Consider the following 13,311-nt stretch of genomic DNA (forward strand, 5'->3'; position numbering starts at 1 on the left):
CTGTCGTATATTCAAGCCGACGACGCCGCTTTCTTGATGGCAGCACGTTCGGCTTCCGCCTCATACGCTTCGATGATCGCAGCGACAAGCGGATGGCGCACCACATCCTTGGAGGTGAAATAGTTGAAGCTGATCTTAGGAATTGTGTGCAACAGACGCTCGGCATCCTGCAACCCCGACGGCACGCCGCGCGGCAAATCGATTTGGGTGCGGTCCCCAGTTATCACCATGCGAGATCCTTCGCCAAGCCGGGTCAGGAACATCTTCATTTGCATCGATGTTGCGTTTTGCGCCTCATCCAACACAACAAATGCATTGGCTAGGGTGCGCCCACGCATAAAGGCCAGCGGTGCAATTTCGATCCGTTTTTCTTCAATCAACTTGGCCAATTGCTTGCCCGGCAGGAAATCGTTCAACGCATCATACAGCGGTTGCATGTAAGGATCGACTTTGTCCTTCATATCACCGGGAAGATACCCCAGTTTCTCGCCCGCCTCGACAGCGGGACGGCTGAGGATAATTCGGTCCACATGCCCGCCGATGAACATAGACACACCCACAGCCACAGCGAGGTAGGTTTTGCCGGTCCCTGCTGGGCCAATGCCAAACGCCAATTCATTTTCAAACAGCGATTGTACATAGGCTTTTTGCGCATCAGTACGCGGTTCAACCAGCTTTTTGCGGGTCTTGATTTCGACTTTGCCGCCCTTGAACATCTCTAGCTGATTGCCGTCACGCGTATCTGTTTCCACGTCGCCGCCCCCCATTCGAAATTCTCGATCGATATCTCCCGGCTCAACTGTCCGTCCAGCCTCGAGCCGGGCATACAGCGAACGCAACACGTCCACGGCCTGGGTCTGTGCGTCGGGTTCTCCTAGCACAGACAACTGATTGCCGCGGCGCACGATCTGCACACCCAGCTGTTGTTCAATAACAGCGAGGTTGCGGTCATATTCACCGCACAGATCTATCAGTAACCGGTTATCAGAAAACTCTATCAATGCCTCGTTGGCGGCATTCTCATCTTGCGGTGGGGTTAGGGCACCAATGGCCAATCCGCTCTCCTGTCTTGGCATTACACCTTGAGGGTAGCCAAAACCGTGCCAGAGTCGCAAGCCACCAGTCGCAATTTTCACCAATTACCAACAAAAAAGACCGCCCCAAGGGGCGGCCTTAAATCTCTGACTGTCCGATTTAGATCGCATCGACGATGGCCGAGCCATCCTTAAAGGGACCTGTCGCCACGCCGGGAGGGGCAGCGCCGGAACATACTGGCTTACCGTTGCGGTCCAAGCGCTGTGACAGATACCCTTCGAGACCATCATCAATGATCCAGTGGTCACAACCCTGAGGGTCGACCCAGATCCCCGCCTTCAAATTGGACAGATCCTTGGCATCTATACCTCGGTCCACCGTCTTATCTGTTGCTTCGCACGCTGCCAAACCACCCAATGCGGCGAGGAGCACGATACCTTTGATCAATTTCATAGCAGATCTCCTCAGTTTACGCAGATGATTTCAACGCGACGATTTTTGGCCATATTCGCGGCACCGTTGTTTGGAACACGTGGGTCGCGTTCGCCATATCCGCGCACATCAACGATACGAGCCCCAACACTTTTGCCGACACGGGCGACCGAATTGGCCCGGTTCTGCGACAAGCGCAGATTATAGGCATCCGACGCGCGACTGTCTGTATGACCGGTCACGATGTACCCATTGGCCCCTGCGGTCCGAAAGAACTCTTGCAAACGCTGCTGGCCACTGGACGAAATCCGGTAGCTGTCGGTCGCAAAAAACTGATCCGCTGGTAGCGTTCCGCACAGATTGCCGCGACGGCAAACAGGAATACCTTGCCGAGTAACGTGCGGCGTCATGTACCCTTCGGCCCCGTCATCCATAACCCAATGTTCACACCCATCTGGGTCAACCCAGATGGTTGGCACATATCGCTCACCAATTACTGTGCGTGTATTCGATTGCGCCGCCAGCGGAGTGGCAGCTACCCCGGCTAGTGCAATCACTGCTGTCAGTGCCGCTAGGGCACCCTTAATTTTGAAATCAAACACCGCTGACATCCCTCACCTTGGTTCCCCCGAAAAATGGCGCCGCAGACACGCGTCAGGAAAGCACCCAATACTCTAATTGGGCTAAGGTTAAGAAAATAAGTGATATTTGTGAAGTAAAAACCACCACATATTGTGGTTATTACTGAAACATTCCCGGAAAATGGCAAATATTGTTCACGAAACTTCAACTTTAAAGCCAAACAAGACGTGACTGAGTCGCGCTTCATTCAATTTTTAGGCGATCAGCGGATCACTTCACCAGCTAAAGAGTTCGTGCCTGATGAAACGATTTTCACACGCGCAATGTCGCCAATATTCGCTTTTGATCCTGTGACATGCACAGAATGCAAATACTCGGACTTGCCCACCATCTGATCGTCAAAGCGGCCCGGCTTTTCGAACAAAACACTCAGTTCGCGCCCGACCATTGAATCTTGGATCTCGCGCTGATGACGGGTGATCATGCTTTGCAGGCGTTGCAACCGCTCGTCCGCTTCGGCAGCTGGTACTTGCGCACGCTCTGCCGCGGGCGTCCCAGGACGGGTCGAATACTTGAACGAATAGGCATAGCCGTATTTAACTTGCTCAACCAAATCGAGCGTCGCCTGAAAATCTTCTTCGGTTTCTTCTGGGAAGCCCACGATGAAATCACCGGACATAACGATATCAGGACGCGCTTCGCGAATGCGTTCAACCAACCGCAAATAGCTTTCGGCGGTGTGACTGCGATTCATCCGCTTCAGGATCTTGTCGGAACCGGCCTGCACCGGCAGATGCAAATACGGCATCAGCTTAGAGCACGTTCCATGGGCTTCGATCAGATCATCCATCATGTCGTTGGGATGGCTGGTGGTAAACCGAATGCGTTCAAGCCCATCAACCTTGTCCAGCTCCCAGATCAACTGCGCCAGCGTCAGATCCCCGTTTGCACCCGCCCCGTGATAGGCATTCACATTCTGTCCGAGCAGAGTGATTTCACGCACACCTCGTTCAACAAGGTCTTGTGCTTCGCGTAAAATGCGGTCTGCCGGACGGCTGACTTCGGCACCTCGGGTATAGGGCACAACACAAAAAGCGCAGAATTTATCGCACCCCTCTTGAACCGTTAAAAACGCCGACGGGCCACGCTTTGCTTTGGGGCGGTTTTTTAGCTTCTCAAACTTATCCTCTTCGGGAAAATCTGTATCGAGCGCCTTTTCACCCTCACGAACTTTCACCTCCATCTCGGGCAGGCGATGGTAGCTTTGCGGTCCGACAACCAAATCAACCATTGGCTGACGGCGCATGATTTCTTCACCTTCGGCCTGTGCCACACAGCCAGCCACACCAATCTTCAGATCCGGTTTACCCGCCTTAAGCCCTTTGAAGCGGCCCAATTCAGAATATACCTTTTCCGCAGCCTTTTCACGGATGTGACAGGTGTTCAGCAAGATCATGTCCGCATCATCCGGGGACTTGGTCTCAACATAGCCTTTTCCACCCAAAGCTTCGGCCATACGTTCACTGTCGTAAACGTTCATCTGGCAGCCATAGGTTTTGATATACAGCTTCTTTGGCTCGGACATGGATTTAGGCCTTTGCGTTCGCGGGTTCAGCGGCCTGCTTTAAACGGTTCCGGGACTGCTTGCAATGCACGCGCAATTAACCGAATTTGGGACAAAATGCCATAATGGCAGGAGCAAAGGCGCCCGATGGAATACGCATCTCTCGACCACTTTTTAAAAACCGGCACGGCGATCATGGCCAAAGGGCCGATCGCAATGATTTTTGTTGAAGATAACGTTGAGCTGGCCACAACGATGCGCCACCATATCCAGTGCGGGTTTGAGTCGGTGCTAGCGTTGATCCCCGATGCGTTCCCCTTGCCAAATGATGTCGAAGACAAGATCCACCGCATTCCCTTTGACTGCGCCCCCGAAGGGGCTGTCACCGATGCGATCAATCGCATCATCGAAGCCGCGCCCGGAATTTGGATGTATTACTGCTACAACGCGGAATATCTGTTTTTTCCATTTTGTGAGACCCGGTCAGTTGGCGAGATGCTGACCTTTCACGCGGAAGAGCGGCGCGACGCAATGCTGGCTTATGTCATCGACCTGTATGCTGACAATCTAGACCTCAATCCCGATGGAGTGTCGTTGGACCGGGCGCATCTTGATAAATCCGGCTATTATGCACAATCCCGGAAAGACCCTGTAACCGGACATCCGCGCGAACGCCAATTGGATTTTTTTGGTGGTGTACGTTGGAGATACGAAGAGCATATCCCAAAGGACAGCCGCAAAATCGACCGCATCGCCTTGTTTCGATCAGCCCCCGGGCTAAAGCTGCTCCCGAACCACACGTTCGAAGATCAGGAATACAACACTTATGCCTGTCCCTGGCATCACAACCTAACAGCAGCGATTTGTTCCTTCCGCACGGCCAAGGCGCTCAAGCGCAATCCCGGCTCTACCTTTGAAATACAGAGCTTTCGCTGGCACAATTCGACGCCGTTTGACTGGCATTCGCGCCAATTGCTGGATCTGGGTTTGATGGAACCGGGACAGTGGTTCTAAGGGCAAGGCCTGTTGCGCCCCTACGTCGTATAATGCACCTAGTCCCCGCCGAATGATTTCAGCGGGGCGCCAAGATGATTATTCGCCACGCAGCATTGGGAACCAGTCTTCGCGCAAACGCTGGCCAGGCGTCATATCGTGACCGGGATAGGGCGGAGAGGTGGGACCCGGGCGCTCAACATAGCGCGCGTCATCGCCGACCAATCGCAGCGAAAATGCCCGGCGACGTGTTTCGCTGGTATTACCGCGGGCGCCGTGCAGCACCTTGTAATTGAAAGCCACGGCATCACCGGGTTCCATTTCGAACTCGACAATCCGCATACCTTCGGCTTCGGGATCCGGGACCGCCATGTACTGACCTTCGTCTGGAAAGAAATCCGTCTCAGATACCCAACGGGTCGGCAGCACTTCTTTCTCCCACAGGTGAGACCCCGCGACACACCGCAGAGCCGCCTCTTTGACTGGATCAAGCGGGGACCAAAAGCTGACTGTCTGCTGACCCTCGACAAAGTAATAGGGCCCATCCTGATGCCATGGAGTGGGTAAAGATGTGCCTGGCTCTTTGACCAACACGTGGTCATGAAACATTTGCACCGTTTGGGAATTCATCAGATCCGCCGCCACTTCGGCCACGGGTGACGTTTCGATCACCTCCCGGAATTCGGGGATGCGGGTCCAGTTGCAATAGTCATCAAAGAATCGGCCCGTGTGCCCATCCTTTTTGTTCTCAGAGGCGTAGGGGCCGGGTTCTGCCATGTTGGCCGCAACGCCAGCCCGCAGGGTTTCGACTTCCTCAGCAAATAGGCCCTTAATCAGTACGACCCCGTCTTTTTGAAACGTGTCGATCATGTCCTGCGTAACCAGAGGGTGTGTCATGGCGCGGTCTCCTAGATGGCTGTTTCGTTAGTTGATGCCCTGCATCTTTTTTCGTTTCAAATCATATTTGGAAAAGGCATATATAACCCAATGCTATATCTCACTCTGCGCCATTACGAATATGTCGTCGCGATCGGCCATGAAGGCGGGCTATCTGCTGCTGCAAATCAATTGAATGTTTCGCAACCCGCCTTGTCGGTGGCGTTAAACAGGATCGAGGCACACCTTGGGTATGCTTTGTTCGTCCGTCGACGCGGCGCAAACATGACTCTTACCCCGCAAGGGCGCGCCTTTGTGGCACGTGCAGATGCGCTGCTGGCGCAAGCCAAACAACTCGAAGACCCAAATCATCCACATCCAGCGGCGACCACCTTGACGTTGGGATGCTTTGTCGACTTGGCCCCGGTTCTGTTGGCCCCTGCCCTCAGCGCCCTTCGGGTCGCATTGCCGCAAGTCACGATCACCTATCGCACAGACGGATTTGAGTCGTTGATCGCTGGCCTGCTCAAAGGTCACATTGACCTGGCGTTAACCTATGATCTGGGCATGGATGCCGGGTTTGATCGTCACACCCTATTTCACGCCAGCCCATTCGCCTTGGTTGCACCCGATTATCCGCTGGCTGCATCCCCACGCATCGAATTAAGTGATCTCGCCAATTTTCCGCTTATCCTGTCCGAAGAGGGTCTGTCGGCGCAGCACATTCTAGGCTTGTTTCGACACCGCAATCTTTTCCCCACAGTGGCCCATCGCGCTGCGTCACTAGAGATCATGCGCAGTCTTGCGGCCCACGGAGAAGGCGTTGGGATCAGCTATTCGGGGCCGTCGACCGATACCAGTTATGATGGGTCCCCCCTTGTGCGCTTGCCAATACTCACACCTGAAACTCGCGAACCAGTGGTTTTGGCACGCCATGGGACAGGGCCCGAAAACCCGACAATTACAGAAGCACGGAAAACGATTTCGGCTGTTCTAAAGCGTTAGATCAGGCTTTGCGCCGCAACCGAATAACAACATCAACGGACGCAATTTCCACCCCTTCCGGGGCTTCCGGCAATCGTTGGATAACCAGTTGATCCGAGGGCGCGTCTGACAGGCGGCCTTCGTCTTCCCAAAAGAAGTGAGGATGATCATGCGTGTTCGTGTCAAAGTAGCTCTTTGACCCATCTACCGTGATTTCCTGCAAGACGCCCGCGTCACAAAACGCGCGCAGCGTGTTGTAAACTGTGGCCAAGGATACGGCAGAGCCGCTTCCTTTTGCGGCATCGAACAAGCTTTCGGCAGTGACGTGACGGTGATTGCCATCGCCCACCAACAACTCTGCCAAAGCAACGCGTTGACGCGTTGGGCGCAGACCCGCGTCGACCAACCAATCGGTTGCATATTCCTGGCTGTGTGGCGTCATAATCATAAGACTCGCTTGGGACTGTATCTATATAGAGCGCGACACGCGCCAATTTCAAATGAAATTCATTCGCAGCTGGAACCTTTGACCGCACACTTCCCGACCGTCACACCCTTGCAGGACCTCGGGCGGCGATGATAGAGGAGCGTAACAGACAGAGTATTCTTAGGCAGGAGAGGCGGCAAATGGCCCAATTCCCGAGCAGTTTTGACAAAGAGGACTTGCTGAAATGCGCCCGCGGCGAGCTATTTGGCCCCGGAAACGCGCAGCTGCCAGAACCACCCATGTTGATGATGGATCGGATTACGGACATTTCGGCAGATGGCGGTGAGTTCGGCAAAGGTCATGTCGTTGCTGAATTCGATATCACGCCTGATCTCTGGTTCTTTGAATGCCACTTCCCTGGCAACCCGATCATGCCTGGTTGTCTGGGTCTGGATGGATTGTGGCAGCTGACCGGGTTCAACTTGGGCTGGCGTGGCATGATTGGCAAAGGCATGGCAATGGGTGTCGGCGAGGTCAAACTCAAAGGCATGGTCAAGCCAGATCGCAAAATGCTGACTTATCACGTAGATTTCACCCGTGTTATCGATCGGCGTCTGAAGCTGGGCGTAGCCAATGGCCGCGTGTTTGCCGATGGAGAAGAAATCTATCAGGTCAAGGATATGAAGGTCGGTCTGGCAACAGACGGCTGATCTCTTATATCTGTCCTTCCTAAAGTTTCTAAGGAGTACGCTTATGCGTCGCGTCGTCGTAACCGGATTGGGGATCGTTTCTTCCATCGGGAACAATGCAGAAGAGGTCCTGGCTTCCTTGAAATCAGGCACCTCTGGTATCGAATCCAGCCCTGAGATGACCGAGCATGGCTTTCGCAGCCGCGTTGCGGGCACGCTCAAGCTGAGCGTAGCCGATCATGTGGACAAGCGTACCCTGCGCTTTATGGGGCCAGGCGCCGCATATGCGCACATCGCCATGGGTCAGGCAATCGCTGACGCGGGTTTGGAAGAAAGCGATATCGTCAACGAACGCACAGGTCTGGTTGCTGGCTCTGGTGGCCCATCCACCAGCGCGATGCTGACGGCGCATCAGGTTGTTGCCAAAACTGGCGCGACCAAACGGATTGGACCTTTCGCAGTTCCTAAGTGCATGAGCTCGACAATCTCGGCCAACCTGGCGACCGCCTACAAGATCAAAGGCATCAACTATTCGATCACCTCAGCCTGCTCCACCTCGCTGCACTGTATCGGCAACGCTGCAGAACAGATCATGATGGGCAAACAGGATGTGATGTTCGCCGGTGGCGGTGAGGAACTCGATTGGACCCTGTCCTGCTTGTTTGACGCCATGGGTGCAATGTCATCCAAGTATAACGACGACCCCAGCACCGCGAGCCGCGCGTTTGACGCTAATCGCGATGGGTTTGTTATTTCGGGTGGCGGTGGAATTCTTGTCCTCGAGGAGCTAGAGCACGCCAAAGCACGCGGTGCTAAGATCTATGCCGAAGTAACTGGATATGCCGCGACCTCGGACGGTCACGACATGGTGGCCCCCTCAGGCGAAGGCGGAGAACGCGCAATGCGTCTGGCGTTGTCGACCCTGCCTGAAGGCCGCAAGGTCGGCTATATCAACGCACACGGAACATCAACTCCGGTCGGCGATGTGGGCGAAGTCGAAGCCGTCCGTCGTGTTTTTGGCGAAGGCAACACGCCTCCCATCAGCTCGACCAAATCGATGACAGGTCACGCTCAGGGCGCAGCAGGTGCACTCGAGGCGATCTTCAGCTTGCTCATGCTCGAAAATGATTTCATTGCCCGCTCAATCAACGTCGAGACGCTGGATCCGGCGCTGAAGCCCGAAGAGATCGCGCTGGAAACGAAATTTAATGCAGGACTCGACAGTGTCATGACCAACAGCTTTGGCTTTGGCGGCACCAACGGATCAATGATCCTGTCCAAGTACAACGGGTGATGAACATGTCGAATCTTTTAAAAGGCAAACGTGGTCTGATCATGGGCGTCGCCAATGATCGCTCAATCGCATGGGGTATCGCCAAAGCGATGGCAGACGCCGGCGCTGAGCTGGCCTTTACCTATCAAGGTGAAGCCTTTGGCAAACGCCTTGAGCCACTGGCCGCTTCGGTCGGGTCGGATTTCATGGTAGATGTAGATGTGACAGACGATGCGTCCCTGGACGTGGCGTTTGAACAGCTGGGCGCTCGCTGGCCCACAATTGATTTTGTTGTTCACGCCATCGCCTATTCGGACAAAACCGAATTGACCGGTCGCTTCCTTGACACCTCAAGAGCGAACTTCAAGAACTCGATGGATATCTCGGCCTATTCATTTATCGAAGTGGCCCGCCGCGCCTACCCGATGATGAAGGACAATGGCGGCACCTTGTTGACTTTGACCTATCAGGGATCGAACCGAGTTGTTCCAAACTACAACGTCATGGGTGTGGCCAAGGCAGCCTTGGAATCCGCGACGCGGTATTTGGCCAATGATCTTGGCCCTGATGGCATCCGCGTTAACGCGATTTCACCTGGCCCAATGAAAACACTGGCTGGTGCCGCAATTGGTGGTGCGCGCAAAACCTTCAAGTTTGCAGGCACCAACGCCCCAATGCGGTCAAACGCAACACTCGAAGCCGTTGGCGGCACCGCCGTTTATCTTGCTTCAGATGCTGGCGCCTACACGTCTGGCGAAATTGTACGCGTTGACGGCGGGTTCCACGTTTTGGGAATGCCCCAACCAGAATCGATGTAATCGAATGTTTGAAGCGGGCTGCAATGCCCGCTTCAAATTTGCGTGAGATTGTCATCTCGGTGCCCAGACTTGGCCACAGTCGGCTGTCACCTTGAGACCATGACACAGACAGATGTATCTCTTAGCGCAGAACTGCGCCCCACCCGTCACCGCCCGCATGCGCTGCGATATATGCACATGACATTGATGACGATTTGCGGCCTTCTTATTGCAGTCATCGCACTGTCTCACCCCAAGGTGAGCGGTTATTTAACGGCCATGCACGGTGCGGAAGTAAAAACACCGCTTCCCCCCGTAGATCAAAACCCAGAGTTAAAGTCGCAAGAAGAAATCCCGGAAAGCACCCCACCGCTAATCGTGACGCTAAACGAAGATCAAGGTTCAACCTCTATTGGAAAACTATTTGGTTTTCTCGATTCAGAAGCTGAACAAGCTGCTGTTGAGCAAACAGCGCCTCCAACTATCAGCGCGATGCCACAAAGCCGCATCCCTGTGCGACGCGGCGCGTCGAAACCGGGGAACTAAAGCGCGAGGGGGACTTTGCGCCTCTCCCACGCGGGAAAATCAGTTGATAGACGTAACTTCGATATTGAAGATCAAGTCTTGGCCGGCCAATGGATGGTTGGCATCCAGAGTTACGGTTGCCTCATCCATTTCGACGACGGTTACTGGCAAAACCTGCCCATCTGGCGACTGCATCTGCAACTGAATGCCGATTTCCAAAGGAACCTCATCAGGGATACCTTCGCGTGGGATGGCCTGACGCATTTCCGGGTTGATCGGGCCATAAGCTTCTTGGCAGGGCACATTCACTTCTTTTTTGTCGCCGACAGCCAGACCGGGAATAGCTGCATCCAGACCCGGAATGATCTGTCCAGATCCCACAACAAATTCCAGAGGATCACGCCCCTCAGAGCTGTCGAACGTACTGCCATCCAACAAAGTGCCAGTGTAGTGAATGCGCACAGTGTCGCCAGATTTCGCTTGGGTCATGAATGTTCCGATCCATCGGTCGTTAAAAAGAGGCGCCACCCTAGACTTTGTCACGTCAAAGTAAACCCTGGCCCTCTTTTCCCTCGTCGGAACATATGACAGGCTGCCCTCAGAGGAGAATTACCATGCCAATCACGACCTGCGTCTTTGATGCATACGGCACACTGTTCGACGTCGCAGCTGCGGCGCGTCAGGCAGCGGCGGAACCCGGGAACGAGGCCCTGAAAGACAAGTGGCCGGAATTGGCCAACTATTGGCGATTGAAGCAGCTGCAATACACCTGGCTTCGTGCGATCACCAAAGCCCATGCGGATTTTTGGGATGTCACTCAAGAGGGGTTGGATTGGGCTTTGGAAGCGACCGGGCTGGACGGGCAGCCTGAATTGCGCGCTCGTCTTCTTAGCCTCTATTGGGAATTGCAAGCGTATCCCGAAGTGCCCCAGATGTTGCAAGCTTTGAAAGCGGCGGGTCTGAATACAGCCATTCTGTCGAACGGCTCGCCTGCAATGCTGGACGGAGCTGTGCAATCTGCTGGCATTCACGCCGTGCTGGACGATGTTCTGTCAGTCGAAAGCGTCGGCATCTTCAAGCCAGACGCCCGTGTGTATGATTTAGTCGAAGAGCGGTTCAATTGCCAACGAGATGAGGTTCTGTTCGTCAGCTCAAACGGATGGGATGCTGCAGGGGCCAGCGGGTATGGGTTTCAGACCGCTTGGGTAAACCGTGCAGGCGAGCCAATGGATCGCCTGCCTTGGAAGCCAGCCCATGTTCTTTCTGATCTGACGACTATTCCACAGTTGGCAGGGGCCTAATGGCAAATTTCCAAACCTCCGATAACCGCAGACTTTATTTTGAAGACGCTGGCACCGGGCAACCTTTGTTGTGTCTGGCTGGTTTGACCCGATGCAGTCGGGATTTTTCGTTCCTCGCCCCCCACGTCACCGACTTACGCATGATTACAATGGATTATCGTGGGCGTGGACAATCCGACTATGACCCCGATTACATGAACTATAATGTTTTGCGCGAAGCCCATGATGTGATCGAGCTTTTGGATCATTTGGAACTGGATCGCGCCACTATTTTGGGCACGTCGCGCGGGGGGCTGATCGCGATGGCCCTAGCCGCTAGCCATCCTGAACGCCTGTCCGGGGTCGTATTAAATGATATCGGTCCGGTGGTCGGGGCCGTCGGTATAGCCCGCATCATGGACTATGTTGGCAAAAAGCCCGTGTCAAAAACGCACGAACAAGCCGCCGCCATTTTACAACAATTCATGGAACCGCAATTTCCCGGCGTGCCGTACGACGTCTGGCGCAAACAAGCGGAAATTCAATATCACGCCACAGAAGCAGGGTTAGAACTGCGCTATGACGAGGCGCTGCGCAAGGCGTTGCTGGAACAGGCCGCAACCGGCGCAACGCCCGACATGTGGCTGTTTTATGAGGCCCTCAAGAAGATACCGACCGGCGTCATTCGCGGTGGGAATTCGGACATTCTGGATGCTCCGACACTTGCAGAAATGCATCAGCGTCACCCGGGCCTTATCTCTGCCGAAGTCCCAGATCGGGGTCATGTCCCCTTTTTGGATGAACCGCAGTCCCTGCAAGTTATCCGTGCAATTTTGGAGCAAGCAGCATGAGCACCCTCGCTATGATCGAAGCCGCTGCACAACGGTTGCAGGGCCATGTCAGAGAAACCCCATTGCTTAGTTCACCGTTTTTGAACGATCTCGCCGGGCGCCAGTTGTTTGTGAAACCAGAATGCCTCCAACACACGGGGAGCTTCAAGTTTCGGGGCGCATGGTCGGCAGTATCCGCATTAGACGAAGCAACGCGCCAACGCGGTATCCTCGCCTTTTCTTCTGGAAACCATGCGCAAGGCGTGGCGTTGGCCTCTGCCAAACATGGTGTGGCGGCCGTCATCATCATGCCATCGGATGCGCCGAAACTAAAAATTGAGAACACCCGCGCCCTTGGGGCCGAGGTGGTTTTGTACGATCGGGCGAACGAAAGTCGTGAAACGATTGGGGATCGCCTATCCTCGGAACGAGGGCTAACGCTAATCAAACCCTATGACGAACCACAGGTGATCGCAGGTCAAGGCACCACTGGGCTGGAAATCGCAAAACAAGCGGCAGCAGAGGGTGTGACCACCGCAGATGTTCTGGTGTGTTGCGGCGGTGGCGGCCTGACGTCGGGCATTGCGCTTGCACTCGAAGGGCATGCCCCAGGTTTGCGTGCTCGCCCCGCAGAACCGGATGGCTTTGATGACGCGAAACGCTCGCTTGCAACGGGCCAAATCCAGACCAATTCAGCAATGACGGGAAATATTTGCGATGCGATCCTGACCCCGTCTCCGGGCGAGATCACCTTTCCCATAATGAAGCGTCTTTGCGATCCGGGTCTGAGCGTCAGCGAAGACGAAGCCCGACATGCCATGGCACTTGCGTTCACCCGCCTCAAAATCGTGTTGGAACCTGGGGGGGCTGTCGCTTTGGCTGCTGCCCTGTTTCGCAAGACCGATATCGCCGGGGACGCTGTGATCGCGGTCGCATCTGGCGGCAATGTTGACGCCGAGGTGTTTCGCTCAGCCTTGGATCAGTTCGCGTGATGTCCCGCGAAGAGGGGTTGATCGCCCTCCCC

Annotated in this window: 16 protein-coding genes; 9 read left to right on the forward strand and 7 right to left on the reverse strand. The window is 54.7% G+C overall.

Annotated elements, in window-relative coordinates; all coding sequences use genetic code 11:
* Positions 1–11: 11 nt before the first annotated feature.
* The 4 genes from ABWV33_RS07075 to miaB form a co-directional block, all read right to left on the reverse strand.
* Positions 12–1,055, reverse strand: coding sequence for a PhoH family protein (locus ABWV33_RS07075; RefSeq protein ID WP_121998503.1), 1,044 nt, complete (start codon positions 1,053–1,055; stop codon positions 12–14).
* A gap of 139 nt (positions 1,056–1,194) precedes the next feature.
* Positions 1,195–1,488 carry a hypothetical protein gene (locus tag ABWV33_RS07080; protein WP_113825159.1) on the reverse strand — a complete coding sequence of 98 codons (294 nt, stop codon included), beginning with the start codon at positions 1,486–1,488 and terminating at the stop codon, positions 1,195–1,197.
* Positions 1,489–1,499: 11 nt separating this feature from the next.
* Positions 1,500–2,069 (reverse strand): OmpA family protein, encoded by a 570-nt coding sequence (locus ABWV33_RS07085; RefSeq protein WP_404932701.1) that lies wholly within the window; start codon positions 2,067–2,069, stop codon positions 1,500–1,502.
* A 242-nt stretch (positions 2,070–2,311) separates the two neighbouring features.
* Positions 2,312–3,634, reverse strand: a complete 1,323-nt coding sequence (gene miaB / locus ABWV33_RS07090) for a tRNA (N6-isopentenyl adenosine(37)-C2)-methylthiotransferase MiaB (RefSeq protein ID WP_353329686.1) — start codon at positions 3,632–3,634, stop codon at positions 2,312–2,314.
* Positions 3,635–3,760: 126 nt separating this feature from the next.
* Here miaB and ABWV33_RS07095 point away from each other — a divergent pair, with 126 nt between their 5' ends.
* A complete protein-coding gene (locus tag ABWV33_RS07095; RefSeq protein ID WP_353329688.1) occupies positions 3,761–4,627 on the forward strand; it encodes a hypothetical protein in 867 nt (288 codons plus the stop codon).
* Between the two features lie 78 nt (positions 4,628–4,705).
* Here the strand turns inward: ABWV33_RS07095 and ABWV33_RS07100 are convergent, their stop codons facing one another.
* A complete protein-coding gene (locus tag ABWV33_RS07100) occupies positions 4,706–5,503 on the reverse strand; it encodes a phytanoyl-CoA dioxygenase family protein (protein WP_353329690.1) in 798 nt (265 codons plus the stop codon).
* A gap of 90 nt (positions 5,504–5,593) precedes the next feature.
* Between ABWV33_RS07100 and ABWV33_RS07105 the strand changes: the two genes are divergently transcribed.
* On the forward strand, positions 5,594–6,487 hold the full coding sequence (locus tag ABWV33_RS07105) for a LysR family transcriptional regulator (RefSeq protein ID WP_353329692.1): 894 nt from the start codon (positions 5,594–5,596) through the stop codon (positions 6,485–6,487).
* A gap of 1 nt (position 6,488) precedes the next feature.
* On the opposite strand, the gene irrA is transcribed toward ABWV33_RS07105, so the two are convergent.
* The gene (gene irrA, locus ABWV33_RS07110) at positions 6,489–6,908 is read right to left on the reverse strand and encodes an iron response transcriptional regulator IrrA (RefSeq protein WP_113825538.1); all 420 of its coding nucleotides are present in this window, start codon (positions 6,906–6,908) and stop codon (positions 6,489–6,491) included.
* A 185-nt stretch (positions 6,909–7,093) separates the two neighbouring features.
* On the opposite strand from irrA, the gene fabA reads away from it, so the two are divergent.
* The 4 genes from fabA to ABWV33_RS07130 all read left to right on the forward strand — a co-directional run bounded on the left by fabA (position 7,094) and on the right by ABWV33_RS07130 (position 10,198).
* On the forward strand, positions 7,094–7,603 hold the full coding sequence (gene fabA / locus ABWV33_RS07115; RefSeq protein WP_113825169.1) for a bifunctional 3-hydroxydecanoyl-ACP dehydratase/trans-2-decenoyl-ACP isomerase: 510 nt from the start codon (positions 7,094–7,096) through the stop codon (positions 7,601–7,603).
* 43 nt (positions 7,604–7,646) lie between these two features.
* The gene (fabB, locus tag ABWV33_RS07120; RefSeq protein ID WP_353329694.1) at positions 7,647–8,876 is read left to right on the forward strand and encodes a beta-ketoacyl-ACP synthase I; all 1,230 of its coding nucleotides are present in this window, start codon (positions 7,647–7,649) and stop codon (positions 8,874–8,876) included.
* 5 nt (positions 8,877–8,881) lie between these two features.
* On the forward strand, positions 8,882–9,673 hold the full coding sequence (locus ABWV33_RS07125; RefSeq protein WP_121998786.1) for an enoyl-ACP reductase FabI: 792 nt from the start codon (positions 8,882–8,884) through the stop codon (positions 9,671–9,673).
* A gap of 177 nt (positions 9,674–9,850) precedes the next feature.
* Positions 9,851–10,198: a hypothetical protein gene (locus tag ABWV33_RS07130; protein ID WP_353329696.1), complete on the forward strand. Its 348-nt coding sequence runs from the start codon at positions 9,851–9,853 to the stop codon at positions 10,196–10,198.
* Between the two features lie 39 nt (positions 10,199–10,237).
* Here ABWV33_RS07130 and ABWV33_RS07135 read toward each other — a convergent pair whose 3' ends face one another.
* Positions 10,238–10,666: an FKBP-type peptidyl-prolyl cis-trans isomerase gene (locus tag ABWV33_RS07135; RefSeq protein WP_164618014.1), complete on the reverse strand. Its 429-nt coding sequence runs from the start codon at positions 10,664–10,666 to the stop codon at positions 10,238–10,240.
* 125 nt (positions 10,667–10,791) lie between these two features.
* Between ABWV33_RS07135 and ABWV33_RS07140 the strand changes: the two genes are divergently transcribed.
* From ABWV33_RS07140 to ABWV33_RS07150, 3 genes are read left to right on the forward strand one after another with little or no spacing between them, the layout of a single operon-like run.
* Positions 10,792–11,478, forward strand: a complete 687-nt coding sequence (locus ABWV33_RS07140) for a haloacid dehalogenase type II (protein ID WP_113825178.1) — start codon at positions 10,792–10,794, stop codon at positions 11,476–11,478.
* A complete protein-coding gene (locus ABWV33_RS07145; RefSeq protein ID WP_353329699.1) occupies positions 11,478–12,308 on the forward strand; it encodes an alpha/beta fold hydrolase in 831 nt (276 codons plus the stop codon). The genes ABWV33_RS07140 and ABWV33_RS07145 overlap by 1 nt, the downstream gene beginning before the upstream one ends.
* Positions 12,305–13,279 (forward strand): threonine ammonia-lyase, encoded by a 975-nt coding sequence (locus ABWV33_RS07150; RefSeq protein WP_353329701.1) that lies wholly within the window; start codon positions 12,305–12,307, stop codon positions 13,277–13,279. Before ABWV33_RS07145 ends, ABWV33_RS07150 begins: the two co-directional genes overlap by 4 nt.
* Positions 13,280–13,311 lie beyond the last annotated feature (32 nt).

The sequence above is a fragment of the Phaeobacter sp. NW0010-22 genome, assembly GCF_040365955.1.
In the GTDB taxonomy this organism is placed as follows: domain Bacteria; phylum Pseudomonadota; class Alphaproteobacteria; order Rhodobacterales; family Rhodobacteraceae; genus OMPR01.